This window comes from Rouxiella badensis (assembly GCF_002093665.1).
Taxonomy (GTDB): domain Bacteria; phylum Pseudomonadota; class Gammaproteobacteria; order Enterobacterales; family Enterobacteriaceae; genus Rouxiella; species Rouxiella badensis.
The window spans coordinates 69,817-96,593 of sequence record NZ_MRWE01000013.1 but is presented as its reverse complement, the minus strand read 5'-3'; the positions used below and the strand labels follow the sequence as shown (position 1 = coordinate 96,593).

The window sequence follows — 26,777 nt, the reverse complement described above, 5'->3', positions numbered from 1 at the left end:
TGCTTACTTTATTCTGAAGGAGTCATAAGATGCTACATCTATGGCTGCAAGCTGGACTGGCTCTGTTGGCGACGTTTCTGCTGAGTATTGCAGCAGGTCGATATCTTTCGCGTGTTGTGACCGATCAGAAAACGTTGTTGGATCCTCTGTTTAATCCCATTGATAATGTTATCTATAGAATTGTGGGGAAAAACACCTGTAGCCAGCCGATGAACTGGAAAAAATACACTATCAATATGTTAGCCACGAATTTGGTTATGGCACTGTTGATTTATCTCATCTTAATATTACAGAACCATTTTCCTCTTAATCCGCTGAAATTAAGCGGTATGGAACCTTTGCAGGCATTTAACACGGCGATTAGTTTTATTACTAACACCAACTGGCAGAGTTATGCGGGTGAAAATACGCTATCAAACTTTAGTCAAATGGCTGCGATTACTTTTCCTATGTTTACCTCTGCGGCAACGGGGTTTGTGGTCGCCATTGCCTTTATTCGTGCTTTTTTGGTTCAGGGGGGAAACGATAATTTAGGGAATTTTTATCGCGACATGACACGTTTTATTACGCGTGTACTCCTGCCGGTGGCCATTATTGCTGCGCTGTTTCTCGTTTGGCAGGGGGTTCCAGAAACACTGAACGCCAGCACCGTTGTGAATACTGTTCAAGGGGGACATCAGACATTGATTCTCGGTCCGGTTGCCGCACAGGAATCGATTGAAAACTTTGGCACCAATGGCGGTGGCTTTTATAACGTCAACGCCGCGCACCCTTTCCAAAACCCTAACCCCCTCACGAATATGGTGCTGTTGTTGCTGATGGCAAGCTTACCCGCTGCACTAGTGGTGATGTTTGGTTGCATGATTAATAACCGACGTCAAAGCTGGGTTATCTATGGGGTCATGGCGGTGATGTTAATCGGTTTTTTGATTTTCACCGTACTCCCGGAGCAAGCGGGTACTCCTTTGCTTCAGCAGGCGGGGATCAATCTGCACAGCGGTGTCGGGCAGCCGGGCGGCAATATGGAGGGTAAAGAGGTGCGCTTTGGTATCGCGCTCAGTGGGTTATATGCCGCGTATACCACGGCGTTTACCACCGGTAGCGTGAATGCGATGCACGACAGTCTTACCCCTCTGGGCAGTCTACCGACAATGATACAGATGATGCTGCAATGCGTGTTTGGGGGGAAAGGCGTCGGTTTCCTCAGTTTCCTGATTTATGGCTTTATCGGCATTTTTGTTGCTGGGTTGATGGTGGGACATACACCCGAATTTATGGGTAAAAAGATAGAAAAACGTGAAATCATTTTGGTGTCGTTGGCGCTGTTGATCCACCCAATGGTGATTCTTATTCCGTCATCATTATCAATGATTTTACCTTTCGGCGTCTCGGCGTTGAACAATGCCGGCATGCATGGTTACTCGGAAGTGCTGTATGCCTTCACCTCCGCTGCGGCAAATAATGGTTCAGCCTTTGCCGGACTTAATGCCAATACGCCCTGGTATAACTTATCCATTGCGCTGGTCATTCTGCTTGGCCGTTATCCTCCGATCATTTTTCTGATGGCCGTTGCGGGGTCGCTGGCAGCAAAACCTACGCTGCCGCCGAGTGTGGGAACCCTACGCACCGATACTCTGTTATTCGGCGCATGGTGGCTGGCAATGATTTTAATCGTTGGGGCGTTGACCTTCCTGCCCGCGCTCCTGTTAGGGCCAATAGCTGAACACTTCGCCATGATCAATCACCAATTGTTCTAGGTCGCAGATTGACGTTCATAGGAGTTGCAGAAATGAAAACAACGTTTGCACTGACTCTGCCTTCCGACGCGGCTAAACACGGCGGATACAGCACTGCGCTTTTCCAGCGTGCATTGATCGATTCACTGAAAAAATTTGACCCACGGGTGCAGATCCGTAACCCGGTGATGTTTGTGGTCTGGATTGGAGCCTGCATAACGGCTGCACTGACCGTGGATCCGTTACTTTTCGGGCCGTCCCACGCCAGTTCGGGTTACAACGGCATCGTGACGTTAATTCTTCTTATTACCGTCTGGTTTGCCAATTTAGCCGAAGCGTTGGCGGAAGGGCGTGGCAAGGCCAAGGCGTCATCTTTACGCCATACCACCACCACGCTGAGTGCCCGTAAAATATTGGCGGATAACACCTGGGTCACTATTTCTGCGATTGACCTGAAATTAGGCGATCGGCTTAGGGTTGAAAAAGAAGAGCTGATCCCGATTGACGGGGAAGTCGTGGAAGGCGTTGCCTACGTAGATGAATCCATGATTACCGGTGAATCGGCTCCAGTAATCAAACAATCCGGATCGGATCTGGCTTCCTCTGTCACAGGGGGGACTCGGGTGTTGTCCGATTTCTTGATAGTCAAAGTGACGGCATTGCCAGGTAATACCTTTCTTGACCGAATGATCCGTTTGGTTGAAGGCGCTAAGCGCCAAAAAACGCCGAATGAGATCGCCTTGACCGTGCTGCTGTCCGTATTGACGCTAATTTTTGTGATTGTCGTCGCGGCGATTGCGCCTGTAGCCAGTTATCTGCATGCGCAGATTAACGTCGCCGATCTGGTTGCGCTGATTGTTGCTCTAATCCCGACGACGATTGGGGCATTGCTGTCAACGATTGGTATCGCCGGTATTGATAGAACGATGCGTTTTAACATGTTAGCGACTTCAGGCAAGGCTATTGAGGCGGCAGGGGATGTGAATACGCTGATTCTGGACAAGACGGGGACGATAACCATAGGCAACCGCCAGGCCACGGCCTGTTTAGCCGTGGCGGGGCAAAGTCAGCAGAGCTTGCTTCAGGCGGCCTATCTCGGCTCGCTGTTTGATTCAACGCCAGAAGGGCAATCAACGATAGCGTACGTGACCCAGCAAGGGGCCAGCGCGGAACCTCAGCAGGAACAGGCCGTAGGTACCGATTTCTCGGCTGAAACGCGCATGAGTGGGACTGACATGCCGGACGGACGGATTATCCGCAAAGGGGCGGTTGATGCGGTGATCAAATATGTGCAGCGCACCTACAACACAGACATTCCGCCCGACCTTCATGCTCTGGCTGAAAGCGTGGCCCTGCGCGGTGCGACCCCGTTGGCGGTCGCTGTAAATGGAAAGATATTGGGCATCATCGCCTTATCTGACGTACTTAAGTCGGGTATTCGTGAACGTGCAATACAATTACGCGAGATGGGGATCCGGACTGTGATGGTCACTGGTGATAACCCGACCACGGCCAGCGTCATCGCCGCCGAAGCAGGACTGGATAATTATATTGCGGAAGCCAAGCCCGAAGACAAACTCAAATTGATCCGTAAAGAGCAGGCGCTGGGACGACTGGTCGCGATGAGTGGTGATGGGACGAATGACGCACCTGCTTTGGCACAGGCGGACGTCGGCGTGGCCATGTATACCGGGACCATGCCAGCTAAAGAAGCGTCAAATATTATTGATTTGGATTCAGACCCGACCAAATTATTGGAGTTGGTCAGCATTGGGAAACAAATGCTGATTACGCGGGGTGCCTTGACAACGTTTTCTATCGCCAACGATGTTGCCAAGTATTTTGCCATATTGCCAGAGCTGTTTATTGTGGCGTTACCTGGATTATCTCATCTGAATATCATGGGGTTATCTACACCACAAAGTGCCATTCTCTCCGCGTTGATTTTCAATGCGCTGATTATTCCGGCATTAATCCCGCTGGCATTACGCGGTGTTCGATTTATTCCGACCAGCGCAGAGGCGATGTTTTATCGGAACCTGATGATCTATGGCATCGGTGGGCTGGCAGCGCCATTTCTGGGCATCAAGCTTATCGATCTGTGCTTGTCTCTCGTGATGTAAGAGGTGGCAAAATGTTGAGTATATTAAGCAGTTCTTTGCGAATTACCGCCGTCACCTGGCTTTTATGTGGCCTGGTTTATCCACTTCTGGTGAACGGATTTTCGCAAATAATTTTTCCAGTGCAGGCTAATGGCAGCATCATTACTGACAATAAGGGGAATATGATTGGCTCATCTCTGATTGGGCAGAATTGGAGCGGTAACCAGTGGTTTCACGGTCGCGCATCCGCTACCACGGATACTGACCCAAATGATGCGACTAAAACGATTGCAGCACCTTACAACGCAGGTAATTCGAGCGGTTCTAACTTCGGTCCGACGAGCCAGGCGTTAAGCGATCGCCTGACCGCCGATCGTAAAGCGTTAGAGACTGTGCAACCCGAATTGCAGGGAAAAGGATTACCTGCTGATATGTTGACGGCCTCAGCCTCTGGATTGGATCCTGATATCAGCCCGGATAACGCTCTCTTGCAGGCATCAAGGGTGGCGAAAGCGCGCGCTGTTTCACTGTCGCAAGTGCAGGCACTGATTCTTACCCATATTCAGAAGCCGACTTTCGGTATCTTTGGCGAACCCAGAGTTAATGTGTTGGCGCTGAATCTCGCATTACAAAACAGTTTCTCAAATGCAGAAGGGAAAAATTGAGGTTTTGGAGGGTGTCCGTCGTCCGGTATGCGCGATGAAACGCATACCGGGCTTTTAGGATTAACGCAAAGCGGTGCAGAAATATCAGTGCAGCACGCTGCCTTCGGTCATGGCGGAGTCGGCGAGCTGGCGTCCGTAGCGACGCAGGGTATACACCGTCAGACCCAACCCAATCAACGCAAACGCCCCACCGACGTAGCCGACGTAAGACATGTTCAGATCAAGGCTGACTTGACTGCCTATCAACGCGCCGCCACCGATGGCAATGTTGATAATCCCTGACAGCAGTGACATGGCAACGTCAGTGGCGTCAGGCGCCATCGACAGCACTTTCACCTGTAGGCTCAGGCCAATCATCGTCATCGCCATACCCCAGAACAGCGACATAATAATCAGGCTGTTGGTATTAAACGACAGCGGTAACAGCAGCACCAGACTCAGGAACAACACCGCGACAGAGGCGATTAATACGCCGGAGGGGAAGCGGTGGTTGATGCGCGTAAACAGATAGCTGCCCACAATACCCGCCAGTCCAAACAGCAGCAGCAGCAGGGTGGTAAAGTTCTCACTGACGCCCGAGACCTTCTGCAGGAACGGCTCGATGTAGCTATAGGCGGTGTAATGCGCCGCAAACAGGATGACGGTTATCGCATAAATCAGCACCAGCGCCGGACGTTTGAACAACTGAGGCACGCTTTTGAGAGAGCCAGAGTTGTTGCTCGGCAGCAGAGGGAGCAGCTTGACCAGCAGAATAAGCGTCACTAGCGCGCCTGCGCCGATAATCAGGAAGGTTGCACGCCAGCCAAGCAGCTGACCAATAACCCGGCCTAACGGCAGACCCAGAACCATCGCCAGTGCCGTACCGGTGGTCAGCAGGCTGAGCGCCTGCGCCTTTTTACCTGGAGGTGCCACGCGCAGCGCCAGCGACGCGGTAATCGACCAGAAGATGGCGTGTGAGAGCGCAATACCGACACGGGAAACCATCAGAATCATAAAGTTCCAGGCAAAACCGGACAGTATATGGCTGGCGATAAACACCACGAACACGCCGATCAGCAGTTTGCGACGCTCCATCTTACCGGTCAACAGCATCAGCGGCAGAGAGAAAAGGGCGACAATCCAGGCGTAAACGGTGAGCATTATCCCGGCCTGAGCCGCGGTCATCGAGAAGCTTTGCGCAATGTCCGTCAGCAGACCGACAGGCACAAACTCAGTGGTATTAAAGATGAATGCTGCCAGAGTCAAACTCAGTACTCTGAACCAGCCCTCTGAGCGTGAAGACATTGTTGTTTGCATAAATTAAAACCAGGAAAAAATGAGTGACCAGTAATCTGAACTCAGACCAGAAGACCAAGCTCTTCGATAACTTCTTGGGAAATTACGTTGTTTCTGTTCAGGATAAATAAAGAAAGAGCGTAGCAGATAAAATTGTGATCTAACGCACAAGTTGGGCATTCTACTCTCCCACCCAAGGTTTTGTCGTTCATTTTTTGCCTAAAACCGTCAATTTTGTTGATGAAATGGCCTCACCGTAGAAAATTGTAAGTATTTGGTTTTGTTCGTTGTTTATTTGTGAATTCAGTGTGAATGGTCTGTGCGGCGAGGAGGCAGAGGCGAGGGGCGGCAAGCGGCGTCTGGACGTTGACCTTCCAGACGCAGGCAGCAGGGATCACATTTTAATGCCAGGGATATTTCTGGAACGCCGGTTGGTTCTCCATTTTGTCGGTCAGACTCTGGATATGCGGGAAGTCATAACCTTCAAACACTTGCGGGATCATCGATTGGATAAAGCTCCAGACCACCGCGCTGGTGACCCCGACCTGATCTATTTTTTCTGAACCATGCTTGCGGTTCTTGAGCGCGGTCTCCCACCCCTGACAGGCTGCTATCAGCTGTTGGGTCACGCGGTCTATCCACGGTTGGTGCTGCTTTTCTTCAGGCCGCAGATTGTGTTCATAGACATGCTGCACCGCTTTTTCACTGGCGGCCAGCGACAGTCCTAAAATATTAAGACTTTCGGCCAGCGCTTCAGCGCCCTGCGGCAGTAATTTGTGCTCAGCTGTCGCCAGCGTTTCAAAGAAACTGATCATTAGCGTCGAGTCCATCAGACGTTGACCGTTATCAAGCTCCAGGGTCGGGGCTTTCACCACCGGATTAATCTCGCGGAAGGCCTCGACATGCCTGAATACCGAGAGCGGGAAGTGTTCAAACTTGACGCCATAGAGTTCCAGTGAAATCGCCACGCGCCTGACGTAAGGTGAATCCAGCATACCGATCAGCTTCATCTTTTTTTCCTGCCCTAAAAGTTATCTTGATTGATAATATTGCTAACGCATGGCGAGCCGCCATAGCCGTTTCTTCTTGAGAATAGTGAGAGATTACAGCAAGCTGTTGGCCTGAGATATTTCCCGTTTCTAACCGAAACTGTCAGTAAAGCTAACCTGTCTCCTTTCCTGCACGCTAAAGGTCGCCCTATGTCAGATTATCCTCCTATCGCCAGCCTGCGCAGTTTTGAAGCCGTCGCGCGTCTGGGCAGTGTCACACAGGCTGCCAAAGAGCTTCACGTTACACACTCGGCCATTAGCCAGCAGATAAAAGTGCTGGAAGATTTCATTGGGGTGAAGCTGTTTCTGCGCCAGGGGCGCGGCGTACACATCAATGAGGAGGGCCGTTTATACGCGCTCCACGTGCGTAATGCCCTCGGTCAGATAGCGGATGCAACCCGCTTATTGCAGGTCAAACCGCGGCTTGCCGAGCTGACGCTCGCGGTAGTGCCTTCCTTTGGCACACATTGGCTGCTGCCTCGTCTGGAACATTTTCACCGGCAATACCCGCATATCCAGCTTCGAATATTGGCGAGTCTCACCGTCACTAATATGCAGCAGGAGTCGGTTGATATTGCTATTCGCATGGGAAAGGGCGATTGGGAGGGGCTGGAGAGCCATTTTCTGTTTGAGGACCAGCAGTGGGTGGTCAGTGCACCCAATTTTAACGGCGGGTGTTTACCGCAAACGGCACAGGACATTGCTAACAGCAGGATCATTTTTTCGATGGAGTCCTGGAAGGCGTGGTGTGTCGAAGCAGGGCTTACACGGCACATTACCCCCTCAGGGCTGTGCTTCAATGATTCGAACATGGTGCTGGAAGCGGTGCGTTTAGGGCAGGGGATTGCGCTTGAACGCCGCTCGCTGGTGGCGGGGGCCATCGCGCGAGGAGAACTGGTGCAGCTCACGGAGCATGTGGTCCCTTACCCGTGGCCCTATTGGCTGGTCACGCCCAAGGGCGGTGAGAAAAAGCCTGAAGTCGAGACGTTTATTCAGTGGATTAAGGGCGAGGCGGCCGCGTGGGGAGGAAAGCCATAAATCACCGCCTAAACGACCCCAATGATCGCACCTTCAGCCCGCCGTTATCAGGCCCTGGATAAACGATGAAACATTTAATTTCAATCGATTGACTGAGTGGAATTAGCATGTCGCCACTGGAGTTTTGGCGAGAGATAAGACTGCATTTGTTCTACGGGTTGTTCATTGATAAGACTCGTCATCATGTTGAAGCAGTGTGTCGCCAGCTCTTTGCAGTCCTGCGCGATAGTATCAATGCTTACCGTGAGTGAGTCGTAGAGATAATGATCGTCAAAGCTACATAAATGGATATCACTCTCCAGCAGTTTATGTTGGCTCATGTAGCGCAACACGCCCTCCATCAAGCCACAGGAGGCAACATAAATCGCTTTCGGCGGTCGCCCCAGACGAGCACAAAGGTTAGCAAACATTTCGTAGCCTGAACTGGGATGATAATTGCCGTACAGGACCCATTCAGGGTTTGGGGTGACGCCTGCTCGCTCAAGCCCGCGTTGATAACCCGCGAGGCGATCGCGAGTGGGGGAGATTCGCGGCTGGCCGCCAAGAAAATAGAACTCATCCTGATGCTTTCTTGCCACTCTGGCGACCAGCTCTGCGGAAGACTCTATCGCCTCACACACCACCAGTGGCAATGACGTGTCCTGAATGTGGCGGTCAAACAATACCACCGGCAATTGCTGACTGATTTTCAGATATTCCGTATCGTTAAGCATGCTGGATGCAACAATCAGCCCATCCACCTGACGCTGGATCAGGTTATTCACCACCATGGTTTCCTGACTGGTATTTTCATCGGTGCAGGCAATAAGCAACTGCATGCCGTTCTCGCGACAAAGTGTTTCCAGCTCGTTTGAGCAGGCGGCAAAACCATAGTTGGTCATTTCCGGCACAACCAGCCCCAGCGTATAGCTGCGCTTTACGTTAAGCGATCGGGCATGAATACTCGGCTGATAGTGATGTTCAGCGGCGACGGCCAGTACACGGTCACGAGTCGCATCAGAGATACGAAACTTCTTGCTGTGTCCGTTGAGTATCTGGCTGGCGGTCGATTTAGATACGCCAGCCAGTTCAGCTATTCCGCTGATAGTGATACGTTTTGTCTTTTTCACTGCGCCATATTCTGTTGTCCGGAAAGATTTTTATTCTAACACGCAATCCGCCAACGGCCAGTAGCGCAACGTAATCTGACGATCGCCACGGAAGATTAATTGTGCTGGTAAAACAGGGAAATAGCGTGACGACATGACCGCACTCCCGTCGTTGATGAAAATTTCAATGCTGGAACTGTCACACATAATGGTCAGTTTGCGTAAGGCTCCTCGCCAGACGCGTTGCTCCGATAGCCCAGTGCGGCGATTTTTACGCGTCAGGCGCAGCCATTCACCCTCCCATTGCAGGAGCAGGCAGCCACCAAAATCAGCCTCGAAAGGATGTCCGGTTTCAAGTTCAATTTCAGCGTGCTTGATATCCCACACCGGCGCATCTCTGGCGATCCCCTGCCACGCCTCTTGCGGCCCTCTGAGCTGTTGCAGTTCCCGTGCCGGCCTTTGAATAATTTTACCGCTGTTAAGCTCCAGCTCTCGTGGACAGGTCAGGGTATGAATCCAGCCATTTTGCACGGTAGGTTGAAAAAGCTCATCGCCGTCCGGGACTCCCATCCAGGCAATGAGCAGCCTGCGTCCATCATCGGTGTGTGTCGTTTGCGGCGCATAAAATTCAAAGCCGAGATCTAACTCTGAGAAATCGCCATGCTGAAAATCCGCCTTGTCATAGTCAAGTTGGCCAACAAAATATCCAGACTGGAAAGTGTTCAGATAGCGATCGGACTGTGCCGCTAAGCCCTGAGGGCAACAAATCAGCACCTCGTGGTCATCCAGGGTAAATAAGTCCGGGCACTCCCACATGTAGCCGAATTCACCGAGTCCGTTAAGCCCCGTTCCGGCAATTTCTCCGAGCAGCTCCCAGTGCTGTAAATCGGGCGAACGCAACAACAGAACTTTCCCTTTAAGGTTCAGATCCTGAGCGCCCAGAACCATGTACCAGTGCTCTCCCTTACGCCACACCTTAGGATCGCGGACATGGCCGGTATAGCCGTCCGGCAAACCCATTACCGGCCCCTCTTTATCAAATTGCCCTGCGGCATTTTCACGTGCCAGGCACTGAAAGGCCGTGCGACGACCCTGCGAATATTTGACGTTACCGGTATAAATCAGCGTGAGTTGCCCATTATCTGCTACCGCTGAGCCGGAATAGCAGCCGTGTGACTCAAACGCCTCGGAGGGCACAAGCGCCACAGGCTCGTGCCGCCATCTGACCAAGTCGCTTGAACTCCAATGCCCCCAGAACTTGGCGCCGTGCGCGCAAGCCAGAGGATTCCACTGATAGAACAAATGGTAACGGCCATTGTGCTGGATAAATCCGTTCGGATCGTTTAGCAGTCCTACCGTTGGGGCGAGGTGCCAGCCGGGTCGGTAAGGATCCTTGGCTGCACGGAGCTGACCCGAGATAACGCTGTGCAGTGCCTGCTTCAGCAAACTAGATTCTGTCATGATTCACTCACCGTATTGTATTTCAGCAGCAGCGACAGCAGGAATGCGCTGCCAAAGGCGAGAGTTAACCCTATCAGATAGCTGAGGATTGAACTGGCCTGAACGATCGCTAGCCCTGGGATGCCGGTCAGACCCACCGCGGTCATATTGACATGCATGGCGACCACCCAGGCTCCACCGAGTGCACCGCCGACCAGTGCGGCTATAAACGGCTTCATGAATCGCAGATTGATGCCGAAAATCGCGGCTTCGGTAATGCCAAGCATGGCTGAAAAAGCAGAGGGCACGGCAATGGCTTTAATTTTCGCGTCGCGGGTTTTGAAATAAACCGCCAGGCAGGCACCGCCCTGGGCAACGTTGGCCATTGACCAGATTGGCAACAGGAAATTGACCCCAATATTCGGGTTGCCCAGTAATCCCGCTTCAATCGCGTGGAAGCTGTGGTGAATGCCGGTAATCACGATGACCGAATATAAACCGCCAAAGACCAGACCGGCCATCCAGCCTGTGTGCGAAATCAGTGTGCTGAGAATAAACGAGATGCCGTCCCCCAGAGCGCGACCCGCCGGGCCAATGACCAGGAAGGCGATAAAGCCAGAAATAATCACTGTCAGGAAAGGGGTAAGAATTAAATCCAGCGCGTCGGGAATCAGCTTACGAAGACGTTTCTCAATAAAGCTCATAAACCAGACCGCCAGAAGAACCGGGAATACGGTTCCCTGATAGCCAATCATGGCAATCTCGATGCCGAAAAAATTCATGGTATGGAAACCGCTGGCCACCCCCCAGGCGTTAGTGAGGGCTGGGTGCGTGAGAATGCCGCCTAAGGTGGCGCCAAGGAAAGGATTGCCGCCAAACTCGCGCGCTGCGGTGAAACCAATCAGTATCGGCAGAATGATAAAGGCTGCCGAACTGAACATATCGAGCATGATAAAAATGGCGCTCTCGGGATTGGCCCAACCGTAGGTTTTCACCATGCCGAGCAGCCCCATTAGGAGGCCCGAAGCAACAATGGCCGGAATAATCGGCACAAAGATGTTCGACAGAACGCGGGCGATACGCTGGAAAGGATTGAGTTTTTGTGCCGCGATATCAGCCGCTTCGGATTTACTCGATTCGCTGATACCCGACACTTTAATAAATTCGGCATGCACTTTATTGACCAGACCGGTACCAAAAATGATCTGGATCTGGCCTGCGTTACTAAAGCAGCCCTTAACGCCGTCAACTTTTTCAATGGCGCTTTTATTGACCAGGCTGTCATCGACCAGCACCAGACGAAGACGCGTTGCACAATGTGCCGCGCTGGCGATATTGTCCTCTCCTCCCAACAACTTAAGCAGCTCATTTGCGATTGCATTAATATTCATAGTGTCCCTTAATTTACATTTGCCGACGGCACCCGCGTACCCTGAGGGCGCCTCTGGTTGAATCAAATCCCGGCTATCAGAACCAGGTTTCCATCTGAATGCCAAAATTCCATTGCCCGCCAGCGGTAAAGCCGTCGGTACCGAATGAATCACTGCTGGAATAGCTGTCGAGCTGCTTGCTCCAGTCCATGTAGGTGGCAAAGAAGCGAATTTCAGGGCGGCTCAGCATGTTGCTGATATCACCCACCTTGAAGGTCGGCGCGAAGGTGAGTTTGTAGAAACCGCCTTTTACTTTGTTGTTATCGCTGTATCCCTGGGGATCCAAGTCCATGTACTGGTAGCTACCTTCATACGCCAGTTCGAAATTTTCGGTAATTTGTTGAATCAGGCGGGCGTTGAAGGTCACCCATGTGTAGTCATCGCCTGAGACATAGCGATTTTTACTCTGCTGGGCCAGAACCGCAGGGGCGATACTCCAGTTTTTACTTAACGGCGTAATGCCGTAAGTGGCGATACGCAGGGTGTTAGCTTCGTCGGTAAGGCGGCCATCGGAACCCAGCGCTTTGACTTCCGCACCCAGTCCGTGACCGTAGAGTAAAGCAGTCTTGGACGTGCCTTCGCGCAGGCCATAGAAGGTATCACCGTGATAAGCCAGCATGCTGTGGAAACCGACATCAGCAGCATTGCTGATCCCCTGACTTCCGGCGTTTTCGCGATCCTGATTGTTTTTAGCCCGCAGGCCGCTAAGCATCAATTGGAAAGGGCCGGCAAAGTTATTGGCGGTGACTATGTAATTCTCAATGCGGGTATCGTCGCGATTACGGTTTTCGAGACTGTCAAAGTTCCTGCCATAAAGAGAAAAGTTACTTTTCAGGTTATCGCCCCAACGAACGTCGTAAATCCCGCCGCCTGTCCCTGCGAGGAAGATAACGTCGGAATCAAGCCAGTGAATATCGAAGTTATCACGGTCAAAACGTTTACCGGCCCACAGCGTGGAGTCTTTCCAGGGGCCGCTGAAGGTGGGCAAAGAGCCCAACTCGACAAACGCCTGGCGGATATTTAACTCGCTGCTTCCGCCGGTCCAGTCATTGTAGCTGCGCTGCCCGTCGGCCAGCATGACTTTGTATCGAGAGGTTGCGCCGCTGGCCAGAGTCTGGTTGTGCTCCAGATTAAGCTCAACGTAAGTATTATTTTCGTTACCAAGACGCCCGACGGCCCCCCCCGGTCTGCCCGGCAGGAGTGACATAAGGACCACTTTCTGTCGAGGTGCCGGAACTGTTCATAATGACGCCAGAACGCGCATAGCCTGAGAATTTAAAACCGCTGCTGTCGTCACGGCTTTTGCTGGCTAATGTTTCGGTTCGTTTAGCCAGCTCAGCGGTATTTTGCTGAGTTAGTTCAGCATTTCTGGCGACCTCTCGGGTCTGTCGTTCATTGCTGGTGGTGCGTGTCTCAAGCGTTTTAACCTGTTGTTCTGCTGCATTAGCCCGCGCCTCGGCTTTGGCCGCGCGAGTTTCGGCAATCTGTATTCTTTTTTCCAGGGCATTAAGTCGAGCCTCTAAGGCCGTGGCAGAGGTATCGGCTCCCTGGGCGGTGCTCGAAAGAATAAGTCCTATAGCAACAGCAAGATAGCGAGGCTTCATTATCATTTTTATTACTCAGAGGGGTTTAATTATTATGTGAAACTTGTTTAGCTAAATTGCTAAACTGGTTTTTCTCAGCACAATAATCACCCACTCAGGGTTTAAGCAACGTTGTTTTGCTGTGTTATGGTGGAATTGTGATCTTGTTTGCAAATTATTGCTCGATGTGAAAAATCATTTGCTTTGAGTTAGCTAAACCGGTTCTTCTATATTTAGGTCATGTTGAACAACACAGAATTGAAGACAGGGAATGAAGATGAAGAACCGAGTTTGGGTGTTGGGAGATGCGGTTGTGGATTTAATTCCGGAAGACGATGGCCGCTTATTGAAATGTCCAGGTGGGGCACCTGCCAATGTTGCGGTGGGTATTCGCCGTCTTGGGGGAGACAGCGCATTTATAGGCCGGGTAGGGGACGATCCTTTCGGAAAGTTTCTGCTGGAGACACTGAATGACGAAGGCGTAAATACGGAGTTTATGCGGCTGGATCCCGATCATCGTACTTCAACCGTCGTTGTGGAGAATGATGCCGAGGGTGAACGTTCATTTACGTTTATGGTGCGTCCCGGCGCGGATTTATTCTTACGCGGCACAGATATCCCAGCTTTCCAGGCCGGGCAGTTCCTGCATTTATGCTCGATTGCACTGTCCGCCGAGCCTTCTCGCACCTCAGCGCTGCAGGCAATGGCTCAGGTGAAAGCGGCAGGTGGATACGTATGTTTCGATCCCAATATCCGCCAGGACCTGTGGTCAGACGAAAATAAGCTGCGCGAGTGCCTTGAACTGGCCTTGTCTATGGCTGATATCATAAAAGTTTCTCAAGAAGAGCTGGAATATCTGACCCGAGAGGCAGTGCTGTCCGAAGGAATATTGCGTCTTTGTCAGCGGCATAATCCCGAGCTTTTGCTGGTCACGCAGGGCAAGGAGGGTGTCTCGGTATATCGCAAAAAAGAGGCGTCCCTGGAGCAATATCCGGCCCCACAAGTCAACGTCTTCGATACTACGGGGGCAGGTGATGCCTTTGTCGCGGGATTGTTGGCTGGTCTGGCAGAGGATTGGCCGGTAAGTTCCGATTTCACCTGGCGCAAAATCGTCCGTCAGGCACTGACCTGCGGCGCGCTGGCGACCACGGCAAAGGGAGCAATGACCGCGTTACCCGACAGCGAAAGATTGGCAGAGTTTTACTCTCATCAACGCTGAATCAGCATGGGTGTGTAAGTATCCCTTCAAAACGGCCCATTCACTTTTAGAGATCTTCCGACATACTGATTATGTCACCTGAGGAGATCGCTATGCGTAAGATCCGATTCACCGAGCACCAGATCATTGCCGTTCTGAAATCTGTAGAAGCTGGTCGAACCGTCAAAGATGTGTGTCGTGAGGCTGCTATTTCTGAAGCCAGCTATTACAACTGGAAGGCGAAATATGGCGGGATGGAAGCCGCTGATATTAAAAATATCAAAGATCTTGAGGATGAGAATCGTCGTCTGAAGCAGATGTTTGCCGATCTGAGTCTGGAATGCCGGGCGCTGAAAGACGTCATCGAAAAAAAGCTTTAAAACCAGCGATAAAGCGTGAGCTTGTTAGCTACCTAACCACGCAGTTTACGATGAGCATACGCCAGGCATGCAGGACGTTATCGCTGAGCAGGACGGTGTTTCGTTATCAACCGGATACACGACGTGATGAAGCGCTGATCCTGAGGCTGACCGAGGCGGCTGAACGCTATCCCTGCTACGGATTTAAGAAGCTTTTTCAGGTAGTTCGCAGGCAGGGGTACGCCTGGAATCACAAGCGGGTACACCGGATTTACTGTCTGTTAAAACTGAATTTTCGTCGTAAGGGTATGCCAGTGCGCAATCCTGCCCCGCTGGCAACGCCTGAAGCACTCAACCAAAGCGGGTCGATTGATTTTATGTACGACGCGCTGACATGTGGCCGACGTTTTCGGACTATCAACATCGTGGACGACTTCAACCGCGAGGCTTTGGCTATCGAAATTGACCTAAATACCCCGGCGCAGCGCGTCGTGCGGGTGCTGGACAGAATAGTGACAAACCGTGGTTATCCGCTGAAGATGCGGATGGATAACGGGCCGGAACTGATATCACTGGCGCTGGCGCAATGGGCTGAAGACCATGGTGTGATGCTGGAATTTATCAAGCCGGGTAAGCCAACACAGAACGCGTTTATAGGACGGTTTAACCGAATATACCGGACCGAAATACTGGATTTTTACCTGTTCAGAACGCTGAATGAAGTACGGGAAATAACGGAACGCTGGCTGAATGAGTACAACAGTGAGCGACCTCATGAGTCCCTGAATAACCTGACACCGGAAGAATACCGGCTGATGGCTGAGAAACAGGAAATCTCAAAAAGTGTGTGGAACTAAAGCTGGGATACTTACACTTTTATACCCATGAGATAAGAGAACTAGAGCGTTACGGGACTCTGGGGCTGTCGGATGGTGCTGTGCCAAATAATCCTTCAATTGCTTCGGCAATCTGGAATAGTACCCATACTGCAACTTTGGAAGATTATAAATTGAAAGACGACATAACGCAGCTATATACCCCTGATGCACTAAAAGCGGCTGATGAGCAAGAATGGAGGGAGTATAAATGATTGATTTTAAATCATTAGTGCAAAAAGAGTCCGTTGAGGATGCTGTCGCATTTTTCGTTCGCTCACCCAATGGAATTGGTTATCCTAACTTGGACCGCTTTTATACACGTTACCGATTTGATGTAATTTCAGAGGGAGAGCTTTTATCTACGGTAATAAAGATGACTGATAAAGGAATAATCAAGGGTGGTGAGAGTCCCTTACACTACATTAAGGGGCCTAATTGGAAAGAACCAAAATTCGTAACTGAGAAAAAATACGGTATCGCATAATCGCCAGCGCTTTCTGATAAGTGCGTTTAAATCAACGTCCAGCAAACTAGGGTTTGTTGGACGTTTTCTTTGGCAGTGAAAAAGGGAAACCGAACCTAATTCTTACTAGGGTTTCGATCTATTCAACAAAGCATATAAGCGTATCAATACTCGACTATTTGGGGTTAACTACGTATCTATTTGAAGGATTTTAGATATTAAATGGAGTTAACATGCTTATATCTAGCCACTTTCGGTCGTTGTCGCTTTTAACTCTTTTATTCCTTTTTTCCTGTACGACTGTAGTGGTCAACATAAACTGGCCACCACTTTAGAGTTTTTCCAGTATCTATTTTCTGATTCGTTTGGTGGCAACCCACCGTTATAGTCGTGTGGTCTGAGTATGCTGTAATATCCCACGATATAGTCTGTTATTGCGTGGGCTACATCGCTGAAGCTTACGTAACCCGTCGCTGGCACCCAGTCGTTCTTCAGACTCCGGAAGAAGCGTTCCATTGGACTATTATCCCAGCAGTTTCCACGCCGACTCATACTCTGCCTGATCCGGTATCGCCACAGTAATTGCCGGAACTGCGTGCTTGTATAATGACTGCCCTGATCGCTGTGGAACATTACTCCTACGGGCTTGCCGCGCGTTTCCCATGCCATTTCCAGCGCTTTCATGGTGAGTCTGCTGTCCGGTGAGAATGACATTGCCCAGCCTACTGGTTTCCTTGCGAACAGGTCGAGAACAACGGCGAGGTACGCCCAGCGCTTACCTGTCCAGATATAGATCACATCACCGCACCTGGTTTGGTTCTGTTACGGCGAACTGTCGCTCAAGATGATTCGTGATAGCAATGTGCTCATGACCGCCACGCTTATACCGGTGAGCCGGCTGCTGGCAACTGACCAGCCCAAGCTCTTTCATGAGCCTGCCAGCGAGTCAGCGCCCAATCTGGTAGCCTCTCTGGGTTGCCATTGTGGCGATGCTTCTTGCTCCGGCCGAACCTTGGCTGATGCCATGTAGCTCAAGTACTTGACTGCGTAGTACAGCCCGTCTGCCGCCTGGCTTTTCAGGACGGTTTTTCCGGTATTTGTAGCTACTGCGATGGACCCAGAACACATAGCAGAGAGTGGCCACAGGATAACGTGCCCTGAGTTTCCCGATTATCGAGAACTGTTCAGGGAGTCCGACATCAAGAGCGCGGTAGCCATTTTTAATATTTCGTTCTCCATTTCAATGCGTTGTAGCTTTTTCTTAAGCTCACATATTTCGATTTGTTACGGAGTTATCGGGGGAGGCTTTTGGCGTTTTGCCCTGACGCTCATCACGCCGTTGTTTGACCCACTTCGTCATCGTGGAAAGGCCAACATCCATAGCCTTAGCAGCGTCAGATACGGTGTAATTTTGGTCGACAACCAGCTGAGCTGATTCGCGTTTGAATTCAGGACTAAAATTTCTTCTTTTCACTGGAGCACCTGTGTTGTTCTGAGGTGAGCATATCACCTCTGTTCAGGTGGCCAAATTCAGTTTCCCTTTTTAACTGCCAAAGAAAACGTCCAACAAACCCTAGTTTGCTGGACGTTGCTTAAAATGGACTTATCAGAAAGCGCTAGTGATTATGCGATACCGTATTTTTTCTCAGTCACGAATTTAGGTTCTTTCCAATTTGGGCCCTTCTTACAACCAGCACCATACGTTCTCTCTGAAAAGACTTGCCCACTATCCTTAAGTTTTTTTGTCTCAAGAAGTAATTTGATGTTATATGATTCATACTTTTCAGCAGCTTTATGCCTGCCAAAAAATCGGTCCATGAATGGGTACGCTATACCATTTTCTTCACGACCAACCAGAAATAAAATAACATCCGCCATACTTTCATTTTTAACCATTGCATCAAAATCAATCATTTATATATCCCGATATTTATTTCTGTGGATTCAATGCTTCAGGTGTATACAGAAGCGTCTCATCAGAACCTAGCTTGTAATCTTCCAAAGTCGCCGTGTGAGTATTGTTCCAGACTTCATCACCATTTTCTGGAACCGTATCATCTTTAACCCCCAGATTCCTATAACGTTCCAGTTCCCTGATTTCATGAGTATAAAAACGTTTGTCGGTATCGGTAACCTGCAACTCACCCTTAAGGATTTTCTCCAGACGGTCGATCATGACCTTGTTGTCAGGTGATTCGCCAAACCGTCCGGTATGTAGTTTCACCTTGTCCACTCCTGCGCGATCAATAGTGGCACTTTTCCAGTCCAGATTCTGGATGGGTCCGCCGGCCTTGTCTGTATTGTAATCACGCCCGCTGTACTTTCCCTTGGCGTTGGTTTCACCATAGATATCGCTGAACATGACATACACGGGCTCGACGCCGGTCCCCGTAGCATCCGGCTGCCAGTAGATAAAGTCCTGTAATCCTGCACCTTCATATATCGGCAGGGTTGTCGTGACGATTCAGACATTGGTAAACGAGAGGTAGAGAATTTTCTATCCCATTATCTGGCGAAGCCTTAGGCCGTATGGACATAACAAAACTGTATCAGCCAAAGGTCCGCTTTTCGCTCAAAGCAGAATGTCAGATTTGCGAGACTTCTATCTCAGAACACTGCTAGCTCAGGTCTAAACTGATAGAACTCTCAACCCATATCACTGCTGCGAACCGGGGCCTTCCCACAAGGCAATGCACGGGCAGATTTTTCTCCCCTGTATTCCTCGTTTCCCTTATCAGTTTCCGGTTAATCATTTGCCAGCACAACTCGTCCGGTAAGGGTAAGTAGCACGCATTCTGCGCCCTTGCGTGTTGGGCAAATGCCGGAAACGCGAGCTGTCAGGCTTCTCAAAAACACAACATTCAAACCGATATTTATCAGCTCATACTGACAACATCGTTATTTGATGGAGTAAATGTGATTCTGTTGAGAATAGAAAAAAGTAAAAGCAAAAAGCCCGCTTAAGTTTCCTTAAGCGGGCTTCTCTAAATTTGGCTCCTCTGACTGGACTCGAACCAGTGACATACGGATTAACAGTCCGCCGTTCTACCGACTGAACTACAGAGGAATCGTGTGAACGGGGCGAATAATAGCGACTGGCGCGGTGCATGTCAAAGGACAACTGCAAATTTGTGCACGACTGCTGTTACTTTGCTCAAGTTGTTGAAGGTTGAGCCAAAAAGTAGCGCGAGTGAGGCAAAAAAAGGCGTTACTCGCGCACACTAGGGCAAAACCCTTCCTCTTTCAGACAAGTCAGGGTATGTCTTTGCGTTCAGGTGACTTAACGTAATGCCGCGCAGGCGCGAACTATCCTTTCACACGCCTCGTCCAGACGCAGGTCGTCTATCGCATAGGCGATGCGCAGATAGGGCGATGCACCAAAGGCGGAACCCTGTAGCGTGGCAACGTGGGCGGCGTCGAGCAGGTATTCTACAAAATCGACGTCGCTGGCAAGCGTAGTGCCTTTCGGTGTTGTTTTGCCCAGCATGCCCGAACAGTTGGCGAAGACGTAGAAAGCACCTGGGGGCAATTCGGCGCTCAGGCCATCAATCTGATTGATGCAGGCCATGATTCTCCGTCGACGTTTATCCAGCGCTTCTCGCCAGTCGGCCAGGAATCCGTTGTCCTGTTCGAGAGCCACCACGGTCGCTGCCTGGGATATTGAACTCGGGTTTGAGGTGCTTTGCGATTGCAGGATTTGCATCGCAGAGATAAGCCACGCCGGGCCGCCAGCATAGCCGATGCGCCAGCCGGTCATCGAGTAGCCTTTAGACACGCCGTTGACGGTCAGGATACGCGAGGCGAGTCGGGGTTCAACCTGCGCCAGCGTAGCGAATTCGGCGGGCTGATGGCATAGGTGTTCATAGATATCATCGGCCATGACCAGCACGTGTGGGGCATCCAGCAACACTTCAGCCAGTGCCCGCAGTTCCCCGGTGCTGTAGACTGCCCCGGTCGGATTATTCGGCGAGTTCAGAATTAACCAACGTGTCTCAGGCGTTATTGCCGCTTTAAGTTCATCTGCCTGTAACTTCCAGCCATTATCCTCCGTGCAGGCTATTATACGAGGCTCGCCGTCTGCCAGCGCGACCATGTCAGGATAGGACACCCAATAAGGGGCAGGGATGAGTACCTCTTGGCCCGCAGAGACGGTCGCCAACAGCGCGTTGAAGATAAGCTGTTTTGCGCCGCTTCCGGCAATCACTTCGTTAGGCTGGTAGGTCAGTTGGTTTTCTCGGGAGAATTTATTGATAATAGCTTTTTTTAGTGCCGCAGTGCCCGCTACGGCGGTGTATTTTGTATCACCTTGTACAATCGCATCGATGCCTGCCTGCTTGATGTGATCCGGTGTGTCGAAGTCTAACTCTCCTTCACCAAGATTGATGACATCGACGCCGGACTCAGACAGTGCGCGAACTCGGTCCGAAATAACCGCCGTCGGTGATGGACGAACACGTCGTAGCCTTGGCGCAGTAAATTCAGCTGACATCTGTTACCCTTTTGTAAGATTAATGCAGTATTGTATTATATGAATCATATAAACCAATTTTAAATTATCATGGGCCTTCAGATATTGCTCATGATTTATTCACCCTTTTCTGAGACTTTACTCAGACTCATGGCATGAAATTTGCAGCTAATGACCCAGATTGTTGGGTGATTTTGTAAACCGGTTGCATTCATTTTCTTGTCCATTTTATTTTTCCATCAGGTTAAGTAGGAATTATGTCTCTAACATTTGTTGCACATAACACTTTGGAACCCGCGATATACGGCGCGATGGCCGGCGTACTCGCGTCCCAGCGCGGGGTTGAGCTAGCTCACCTGAACGTAGAATGGGACACGCAACGCTACGCCGATGCCTGCCAGCACGTAACCGCCGCAGGAGATTTAGTGACCAGCGGCCTCCTGTGGTACGAGCGCCTCAGCGGTAAATCGGCAGGCAGAGTCTGGAAGCTTGATGACCTCCTCAGCCTGCACGGCGCGAAAGACTGGATTATCCCGCTCGGCCCCTCGCAGCTTGCTTCGTTTACGCGGCTGGCGCGGGAAGTCAGAAACTACTCGGTGGACTATCAACTGGTTGAGGTCGAACACAGCAGACAGGGTTATCAGTTCCATCGACTAGACAGTCTCGACGGCGCGCCAAACACCTGGTGGCGCGACAGCTTCGGCCGCTTCACCCAGCGTCACCACACCCAGCAGTCTTCTTCTTCACGCCGACTGCGCATTGCATTAATTGGCACCTATCAGGATCAGCTTGAAAGCTATCCCGCCACGCTGGCCTCGCTGGGCGACGCCGCCGAAGCGCAAGGCACCTTGACTGAAATCGTCTTTATCCCTCCTCGTTCGTCCGAACACGTGTTGCAAAGTACGCTCAAAGATATTGACGGCGTTATCCTGCCTGGCGGCTCAGATATGCAAAATGTTGCCGGCCAAATCCGCGTTGCCCACTACTGCCTCAAGCACGGGATCCCCACCTTGGGCCTGTGTCTGGGGATGCAGACGATGGCGACCGCGGTTATTCAGCAGATGTCCGGTGATACGCAGGCTAATCTGGCCGAGGCCGATCCTCAGGCGGCAGTCAAGACCTTCATCCCTCTCGGTGAAACGGCAGGGCGTTCGTTGCACCGTTTAGGTGATAACGTGATGAAGATGCGCAGCGGCTCGCAGATGGCCTCGATCCTCGGTGAACGGTCTACGATTCGTTATAACCATCGTTTCCAGCTCAATCCGCAATTTAAAGACAGTCTGGAAAACTACGGGTTGGCTATCTCCGCAACCTGTCTCGACGGTGCCATTGCTGACGGTATCGAGTACGCTTCGCACCCGTTTTACGTAGCGGTGCAGGGGCATCCCGAGCTAACCTCAACGCCTGAAAAACCGCATCCTTTAATGCGTGCTTTCCTGCAGGCCGCGGCTGACGCTTAAGCCATAAAAACGGCCTCTCATCGCTGAGGGGCCGTATCAGGTCAGTTAATCCAAACCTGATTACTTCAGGGTCACGCCAGAGCGTGGGTCTTGCGCCAGGCGCAGCAGCTCAGCCTTCACTTCTTCTATTACGCCTCCTTCAAGGTCAATCAGCGGTGAGCGGACGTGATGACCGTCAAAACCGCGCAGGTTCATGGCGGCCTTAACCAGCTGCGGCTGCCCGTGGCGACGCGCCAGTACACGATACGGATACCACAGCTGATGCAGTTCACGCGCGGTAGCGGCGTCGCCTTTTTCCAGCGCCCGATAGGTGGCTAAAATCACCTCAGGCAGCGCGCCGCTGTTGGTGGTGCTGATGCCGTCAAAACCGCACATCATCGGTCCCAGGAACGCCAGGTCGGAGGCACAGAACAGACGCAGGCGACCGCCGAGACGGTTGGCAATCTGGTCAATCGCCGTTGGGTTCAGGTCGCCCTGTTTGATACCGACCACGCCCTCAATATCCGCCAGTTCTTCCAGCACTGCCGGTGGCAGCGTAATGCCGATGCCGGGTGCGTTATAGACCAAAATACCGGTTCGCGAGAGCGGGGTCATCTGCTTGAAGAAGCTGACGATTTGCGAATGGGTCACCTCGGAAACAAACGGGGGAGTGACCATCGGCAGACCGCCCAGTTCGCCCGCCAGCCGGGTGAGTTCGCTCACCGCGCGTGCGTCAGAACCGGCGCTGCACAGCATCACCGGCACGCGATCGCCGACCACGTCCATCACCTTGCGAAACAGTACCGCGCGTTCCTCTGTGGTCATGGTCGGGAATTCGCCGTAGGTGCCGCCTATCAAAATACCGTCGTAGCCCAGTGCAATAACGCGTTCAACGTTGCGCGCCAGACCGGCAAAGTCGAACTCGCCGCGGGCGGTGAACGGCGTTACTGTGATGTTGAAAATACCGCGTAACCGCGCCTGACTTTCATAGATATCTTTCATCAATCTTTTCCTTGCTGAATCTTTGCGTAATTAGAGTAAAAAGAGCGGGCGTTCGACTGAGCCTAAAACGCGATAACCGGTTTCCGTCACCACGATGGTTTCGCTGACGCCGACGGTGAACTCACCATAAATGCGCAGGGCAGGCGGGATGTGGAAAGTCATGCCCGGTTGGAGTTCGGTGGTAATGCCGCTGTAAAGGCTGAGGATCGCGCCTTCGCCCCAGTCGGGTGCGAAGGAAACACCAATCGAATAACCGGTGCGCTTCTTGAAATTGTCGGTATAGCCCGCACGGTCAATCACCCTCTGGCAGGCGAGGTGTGGTGCTTCACAGGTTGCCCCTGGGCGGATAGCATCAAGCGCAGCCTGCAACGCTTCCTGACAGGTTTTTTCCATTTCGGTTGCGATGGCAGGGGGTTTTCCCAGCCAGGCAGAGCGCATCAGCGCCGCGTGATAGCGGTCGTGTGTCGCGGCCATCTCAAGGAAGACTGGGTCTCCATCGAGGATGCGACGGCGACGCCAGGTGCCGTGTGGCACACCGGTGCGTGGACCGGTAGAGACCAACGGTTCCATGCCCATATATTCAGACCCGGCGGCAATCGCCGCGCCCATCATGGCGGAAACCAGATCGTTCTCGGTGGCCCCGGCCGCAATGGCGTTGCGGCCTGCCAGCATGCCTGCGTCGACGTAACGTGCCGCATGGGCCATTTTTTCCAGCTCGCTTGCCGACTTCACGGCGCGGAGCTGCTCTATTACCCCTGCGCCATCGTGAAGAGTGCCGAGCTCGGCCTGTAGCGCCTCGTAAACGGCAATCGGCAGGAACCAGCCGCGCTTGTCGATACCGATGCGTTTGCTGCTCCAGCCGCGGGTTTTCAACACCTCGAGCAGGAAGCTCACGGGATTATCGCCATCGGTGTAGATAGCGGCGTCGCGAATAAAGGTATTGGAGATGAAGTTAAAGTATTCGAGCTGGCGGATAACGAATACCGGATCACCTTCGACCGGCAATACCAGCGTCTGGAAGGTGTAATACCCCGGTGTTTGCTGGCCGGTCAGGTAGAAAATATTCTCCGGTCCGGTGATAACCATCAGATCCAGACCCGCCTGCGTCAGCAACTGGCGTGCACGCTCAATACGCTGTTTATATTCTGCTTCACTAAAGGCTGACTCTGCCCCAGGCACTACGCGGCCAAGATCTGGCAAGGAAGATTTATTCATCATGTGCTCTCACTCTCAGATTTAAATCATTTTTTTAAGACGAAAAGGTTTGAATTAATTCAGCATGAGCCGGATTAAACTCCACGCCCAGGCCGGAGCTGCCTCGGCTGCTGACTAATCCCTGGTGATAGGTCAAGCCAGAGACCGGGTCGTTGCCAAGTCCGTCTGCACCGTAAAGTTCGGCATGCGCCGGTTGGCAGGCGTGGGCCACGTGCAGCGCTGCCGCAGTGGCCGCCGCGCCTTCATTCATTTGGCCAATCATAAAGGGGATGCCCGCTGCGTTAAGGCGACGCGCTGCCCGCACCGCAGGCGCGATACCGCCCATTTTTACCAGTTTGATGTGTGCCCAGACTTTGCCCTCAAGCGCCAAAATACGCGCCAGATCGGCCTCTGAACTCATGCTTTCGTCGAGCATCAGCGGAACAGGACTGGCCTCGGCAAGCTGAGGGTAGTAATGCGCGTTTTCATCGGATATCGGCTGCTCGAGATAGCTGAGCTCAAACTTTTGCAGCGCCAGCAGATTGCTGCGCGCCTGCTCAGGCTGCCACTGCCCGTTGGCGTCGGCTGAAAGATGGACCTCATTGCCAAAACGCCGGCGCAGAGCGCTCAGCCTGTCGAGGTCCTCAACCCATGAGCCAATGCCAACGCGCAGTTTGAGATGGCTAAAGCCGCGTTCCATATAGGCCGTCGCCTGGCTCAGCATGCGCTCCTGCGACGACCAGAACAGCGTCTGATTCGTGGCGTAGCAGACCGGTTGTGGGAAGTCGGAGCCTATCAGCTGTGCGACGGTCACCCCCTGCTGGCGAGCTATCAGGTCATGCAGCGCCATGTCGAACAGCATGCGGCTCGGTGCCAGACAGTCTGCCAACTGCGTCTCGAGGGTGAGCAGGAGGTCGCTCGCCGACTGCTGTAGGTCGAGAGAGCGTAGGGTGCGGATAACGTCACTCAGCACCACTTCGGCGCTGTAGCCGTTGAGGTAGGCAATGTTAATACGCACCTCGCCCAGCCCGCTGACGGACTTCTCTTCGAGCAGCAGATACAGTTCATCCAGACCGGCAACGCTGCCGGAGGCGGCGGTAAACAGCTGCAAATGTGGATAGCGCAGGTCAGCGCGATAAAGCGTGGCTTTCACCGGATTATCCTCGCGGCATCATTTTCAGCGCCACGTCGCGATAGATATCGCTGGCGGCAATAAATTCGTCGACCGGCACGAACTCGTCCGGCTTGTGCGCCACTGACAGCGAACCAGGACCGATAACGATGCCCTTAGTGCCGAGGCTGCGGAAATGCACCAGGTCGCAGCCGCCCTGAAAGCCGAAGGGCCCCGGCTCGTCGAGACCCTGTGCGCGACAGGCGTCAAGACCGGCCTGAACGATAGCTTCATCGACGGCGGTCTCGGTCGCGCCACCGGTAGTGGGTTTGAAGGTGACAATCTCGCTGCGCACGCCAAATTTATCCTGAGCCAGCGCCAACAGGTCGCGCAGCTCCTGTTTGACCTGTTCTTCGTCTTCGCCGGGCACCATGCGGCGGTCGAGCAGCAGTTCGCAGCTGTCGGGCAGCACGTTATCAGCGTGGCCGCCGGAGATTCGGGTCACCGTCAGGCTGGCGGAACCGACCAGCGGATGACAGCGGCAGCGCACGCTGTGCTCGTGCTGCTGTTCAACCAGACCCAACAGCTGAGCGGCGCGGAAAATAGCGTTTTCGCCTAGCTCCGGCGTCCCTGAATGCGCCGTGACGCCGTGTACGCGAACCAGCGGTCGCAGGCTGCCTTTATGCGCCGAATACGTGGTATTCGAGGTCGGTTCGCCTATCACCGCGAAATCGATTTTTGCCGGTGCCTCGCGAACGTAAAATTTTGCGCCTTCGCTGGCGACCTCTTCGTCGGCCACGAAAATGCCCATCAGCGTGCCCGACCAGCTCTGCGGACGGCTGGCCAACATGCGCATCGCCTCAACCATTGCGACCAGTGGCCCTTTGGCGTCGCACGCGCCTCGGCCAAACAGTTTGCCGTCGCGCTCGGTGAGGGTGAAAGGATCCTGACTCCAGCCGGTTCCGGCCGGAACGACGTCGATATGCGTATTAAAGGCGAAGCACGGCCCTGCGCCGTTCTCCAGTCTGGCGATAACGTTGGTGCGGCCCGGCGCATACTCGCTGAGGCTAAGGTCAAATCCCGCCTCCTGTAGCCAGACGTTGATAAGCTCGGCGGCTTCCCGTTCTCGGCCCGGTGGGTTTTCGGTATTGATTGCCACGAGCGCGGCGAGGTCTCGTTTCATTCTGCTGATATCTGGCGATGATGGATTCATCGGTTTCTCCAATTAGAAGGCCCTGGTGAGGCGCAGAAAAAGTAAC

Annotated in this window: 21 protein-coding genes, 1 tRNA gene and 2 pseudogenes; 9 read left to right on the top strand and 15 right to left on the bottom strand. The window is 52.4% G+C overall.

Features of this window, described 5'->3' with window-relative positions:
• Positions 1-29 precede the first annotated feature (29 nt).
• The 3 genes from kdpA to kdpC are packed head-to-tail and all read left to right on the top strand — an operon-like array spanning position 30 to position 4,503.
• Positions 30-1,757, top strand: a complete 1,728-nt coding sequence (kdpA, locus tag BS640_RS09850; RefSeq protein WP_084912483.1) for a potassium-transporting ATPase subunit KdpA — start codon at positions 30-32, stop codon at positions 1,755-1,757.
• A 32-nt stretch (positions 1,758-1,789) separates the two neighbouring features.
• Positions 1,790-3,859: a potassium-transporting ATPase subunit KdpB gene (kdpB, locus tag BS640_RS09845; protein WP_139802802.1), complete on the top strand. Its 2,070-nt coding sequence runs from the start codon at positions 1,790-1,792 to the stop codon at positions 3,857-3,859.
• Positions 3,860-3,870: 11 nt separating this feature from the next.
• Complete coding sequence (kdpC, locus tag BS640_RS09840) at positions 3,871-4,503, top strand: potassium-transporting ATPase subunit KdpC (RefSeq protein ID WP_017490171.1); 633 nt, start codon at positions 3,871-3,873, stop codon at positions 4,501-4,503.
• Positions 4,504-4,587: 84 nt separating this feature from the next.
• On the opposite strand, the gene BS640_RS09835 is transcribed toward kdpC, so the two are convergent.
• Both BS640_RS09835 and BS640_RS09830 read right to left on the bottom strand, forming a co-directional pair.
• The gene (locus tag BS640_RS09835) at positions 4,588-5,799 is read right to left on the bottom strand and encodes a sugar transporter (RefSeq protein WP_376783531.1); all 1,212 of its coding nucleotides are present in this window, start codon (positions 5,797-5,799) and stop codon (positions 4,588-4,590) included.
• Between the two features lie 380 nt (positions 5,800-6,179).
• On the bottom strand, positions 6,180-6,788 hold the full coding sequence (locus BS640_RS09830; protein WP_017490173.1) for a glutathione S-transferase: 609 nt from the start codon (positions 6,786-6,788) through the stop codon (positions 6,180-6,182).
• Positions 6,789-6,977: 189 nt separating this feature from the next.
• Here BS640_RS09830 and gcvA point away from each other — a divergent pair, with 189 nt between their 5' ends.
• On the top strand, positions 6,978-7,865 hold the full coding sequence (gene gcvA, locus BS640_RS09825; RefSeq protein ID WP_084912482.1) for a transcriptional regulator GcvA: 888 nt from the start codon (positions 6,978-6,980) through the stop codon (positions 7,863-7,865).
• A gap of 80 nt (positions 7,866-7,945) precedes the next feature.
• Here the strand turns inward: gcvA and BS640_RS09820 are convergent, their stop codons facing one another.
• The 4 genes and pseudogenes from BS640_RS09820 to BS640_RS09805 all read right to left on the bottom strand — a co-directional run bounded on the left by BS640_RS09820 (position 7,946) and on the right by BS640_RS09805 (position 13,433).
• Positions 7,946-8,974 carry a substrate-binding domain-containing protein gene (locus BS640_RS09820; RefSeq protein ID WP_084912481.1) on the bottom strand — a complete coding sequence of 343 codons (1,029 nt, stop codon included), beginning with the start codon at positions 8,972-8,974 and terminating at the stop codon, positions 7,946-7,948.
• Between the two features lie 30 nt (positions 8,975-9,004).
• Positions 9,005-10,414, bottom strand: a complete 1,410-nt coding sequence (locus BS640_RS09815; RefSeq protein WP_084912480.1) for a sucrose-6-phosphate hydrolase — start codon at positions 10,412-10,414, stop codon at positions 9,005-9,007.
• Positions 10,411-11,784 (bottom strand): sucrose-specific PTS transporter subunit IIBC, encoded by a 1,374-nt coding sequence (locus BS640_RS09810; protein WP_084912479.1) that lies wholly within the window; start codon positions 11,782-11,784, stop codon positions 10,411-10,413. The genes BS640_RS09815 and BS640_RS09810 overlap by 4 nt, the downstream gene beginning before the upstream one ends.
• A gap of 76 nt (positions 11,785-11,860) precedes the next feature.
• Positions 11,861-13,433, bottom strand: a pseudogene (locus tag BS640_RS09805) (carbohydrate porin).
• Between the two features lie 250 nt (positions 13,434-13,683).
• Here BS640_RS09805 and BS640_RS09800 point away from each other — a divergent pair.
• The 4 genes from BS640_RS09800 (at position 13,684) to BS640_RS09785 (ending at position 16,325) form a co-directional block, all read left to right on the top strand.
• Positions 13,684-14,625, top strand: a complete 942-nt coding sequence (locus tag BS640_RS09800; protein WP_084912478.1) for an aminoimidazole riboside kinase — start codon at positions 13,684-13,686, stop codon at positions 14,623-14,625.
• 92 nt (positions 14,626-14,717) lie between these two features.
• Positions 14,718-15,820 (top strand): IS3 family transposase gene (locus BS640_RS09795; RefSeq protein ID WP_139802801.1). Its coding sequence is split into 2 segments (ribosomal slippage): positions 14,718-14,979 and positions 14,979-15,820, totalling 1,104 coding nucleotides; the frame shifts between segments, so codons are not numbered across the junction.
• Positions 15,811-16,053, top strand: a complete 243-nt coding sequence (locus BS640_RS09790) for a hypothetical protein (RefSeq protein WP_017494208.1) — start codon at positions 15,811-15,813, stop codon at positions 16,051-16,053. The genes BS640_RS09795 and BS640_RS09790 overlap by 10 nt, the downstream gene beginning before the upstream one ends.
• A complete protein-coding gene (locus BS640_RS09785) occupies positions 16,050-16,325 on the top strand; it encodes a hypothetical protein (RefSeq protein ID WP_017494481.1) in 276 nt (91 codons plus the stop codon). The genes BS640_RS09790 and BS640_RS09785 overlap by 4 nt, the downstream gene beginning before the upstream one ends.
• A gap of 288 nt (positions 16,326-16,613) precedes the next feature.
• Here the strand turns inward: BS640_RS09785 and BS640_RS09780 are convergent.
• From BS640_RS09780 to BS640_RS09760, 5 genes and pseudogenes are all read right to left on the bottom strand, one after another.
• Positions 16,614-17,778 (bottom strand): annotated as a pseudogene (locus BS640_RS09780) (IS3 family transposase).
• Between the two features lie 149 nt (positions 17,779-17,927).
• A complete protein-coding gene (locus BS640_RS09775) occupies positions 17,928-18,218 on the bottom strand; it encodes a hypothetical protein (protein ID WP_017494405.1) in 291 nt (96 codons plus the stop codon).
• 16 nt (positions 18,219-18,234) lie between these two features.
• Positions 18,235-18,753, bottom strand: coding sequence for an S-type pyocin domain-containing protein (locus tag BS640_RS09770; protein ID WP_084912477.1), 519 nt, complete (start codon positions 18,751-18,753; stop codon positions 18,235-18,237).
• 542 nt (positions 18,754-19,295) lie between these two features.
• Positions 19,296-19,371: transfer RNA gene (locus BS640_RS09765), tRNA-Asn, on the bottom strand.
• A gap of 213 nt (positions 19,372-19,584) precedes the next feature.
• On the bottom strand, positions 19,585-20,793 hold the full coding sequence (locus BS640_RS09760; protein ID WP_084912476.1) for an aminotransferase class I/II-fold pyridoxal phosphate-dependent enzyme: 1,209 nt from the start codon (positions 20,791-20,793) through the stop codon (positions 19,585-19,587).
• Between the two features lie 236 nt (positions 20,794-21,029).
• Between BS640_RS09760 and BS640_RS09755 the strand changes: the two genes are divergently transcribed.
• The gene (locus BS640_RS09755) at positions 21,030-22,232 is read left to right on the top strand and encodes a glutamine amidotransferase-related protein (protein WP_206600923.1); all 1,203 of its coding nucleotides are present in this window, start codon (positions 21,030-21,032) and stop codon (positions 22,230-22,232) included.
• A gap of 60 nt (positions 22,233-22,292) precedes the next feature.
• On the opposite strand, the gene BS640_RS09750 is transcribed toward BS640_RS09755, so the two are convergent.
• From BS640_RS09750 to BS640_RS09735, 4 genes are read right to left on the bottom strand one after another with little or no spacing between them, the layout of a single operon-like run.
• Positions 22,293-23,213, bottom strand: coding sequence for a dihydrodipicolinate synthase family protein (locus BS640_RS09750; RefSeq protein ID WP_084912474.1), 921 nt, complete (start codon positions 23,211-23,213; stop codon positions 22,293-22,295).
• A gap of 30 nt (positions 23,214-23,243) precedes the next feature.
• Positions 23,244-24,428, bottom strand: a complete 1,185-nt coding sequence (locus BS640_RS09745) for a M24 family metallopeptidase (protein ID WP_038328010.1) — start codon at positions 24,426-24,428, stop codon at positions 23,244-23,246.
• 34 nt (positions 24,429-24,462) lie between these two features.
• Positions 24,463-25,560 carry a mandelate racemase/muconate lactonizing enzyme family protein gene (locus BS640_RS09740; RefSeq protein WP_017491831.1) on the bottom strand — a complete coding sequence of 366 codons (1,098 nt, stop codon included), beginning with the start codon at positions 25,558-25,560 and terminating at the stop codon, positions 24,463-24,465.
• Between the two features lie 4 nt (positions 25,561-25,564).
• Positions 25,565-26,731: a M20 family metallopeptidase gene (locus BS640_RS09735; protein WP_084912473.1), complete on the bottom strand. Its 1,167-nt coding sequence runs from the start codon at positions 26,729-26,731 to the stop codon at positions 25,565-25,567.
• Positions 26,732-26,777 lie beyond the last annotated feature (46 nt).

Excerpts from the sequence above, each read along its gene's own strand:
- kdpA (WP_084912483.1), top strand. The coding sequence starts at position 30 with ATGCTACATCTATGGCTGCAAGCTGGACTGGCTCTGTTGGCGACGTTT.
- kdpB (WP_139802802.1), top strand. The coding sequence starts at position 1,790 with ATGAAAACAACGTTTGCACTGACTCTGCCTTCCGACGCGGCTAAACAC.
- kdpC (WP_017490171.1), top strand. The coding sequence starts at position 3,871 with ATGTTGAGTATATTAAGCAGTTCTTTGCGAATTACCGCCGTCACCTGG.
- BS640_RS09835 (WP_376783531.1), bottom strand. The coding sequence starts at position 5,799 with ATGCAAACAACAATGTCTTCACGCTCAGAGGGCTGGTTCAGAGTACTG.
- BS640_RS09830 (WP_017490173.1), bottom strand. The coding sequence starts at position 6,788 with ATGAAGCTGATCGGTATGCTGGATTCACCTTACGTCAGGCGCGTGGCG.
- gcvA (WP_084912482.1), top strand. The coding sequence starts at position 6,978 with ATGTCAGATTATCCTCCTATCGCCAGCCTGCGCAGTTTTGAAGCCGTC.
- BS640_RS09815 (WP_084912480.1), bottom strand. The coding sequence starts at position 10,414 with ATGACAGAATCTAGTTTGCTGAAGCAGGCACTGCACAGCGTTATCTCG.
- BS640_RS09810 (WP_084912479.1), bottom strand. The coding sequence starts at position 11,784 with ATGAATATTAATGCAATCGCAAATGAGCTGCTTAAGTTGTTGGGAGGA.
- BS640_RS09800 (WP_084912478.1), top strand. The coding sequence starts at position 13,684 with ATGAAGAACCGAGTTTGGGTGTTGGGAGATGCGGTTGTGGATTTAATT.
- BS640_RS09785 (WP_017494481.1), top strand. The coding sequence starts at position 16,050 with ATGATTGATTTTAAATCATTAGTGCAAAAAGAGTCCGTTGAGGATGCT.
- BS640_RS09775 (WP_017494405.1), bottom strand. The coding sequence starts at position 18,218 with ATGATTGATTTTGATGCAATGGTTAAAAATGAAAGTATGGCGGATGTT.
- BS640_RS09760 (WP_084912476.1), bottom strand. The coding sequence starts at position 20,793 with ATGTCAGCTGAATTTACTGCGCCAAGGCTACGACGTGTTCGTCCATCA.
- BS640_RS09755 (WP_206600923.1), top strand. The coding sequence starts at position 21,030 with ATGTCTCTAACATTTGTTGCACATAACACTTTGGAACCCGCGATATAC.
- BS640_RS09750 (WP_084912474.1), bottom strand. The coding sequence starts at position 23,213 with ATGAAAGATATCTATGAAAGTCAGGCGCGGTTACGCGGTATTTTCAAC.
- BS640_RS09745 (WP_038328010.1), bottom strand. The coding sequence starts at position 24,428 with ATGAATAAATCTTCCTTGCCAGATCTTGGCCGCGTAGTGCCTGGGGCA.
- BS640_RS09735 (WP_084912473.1), bottom strand. The coding sequence starts at position 26,731 with ATGAATCCATCATCGCCAGATATCAGCAGAATGAAACGAGACCTCGCC.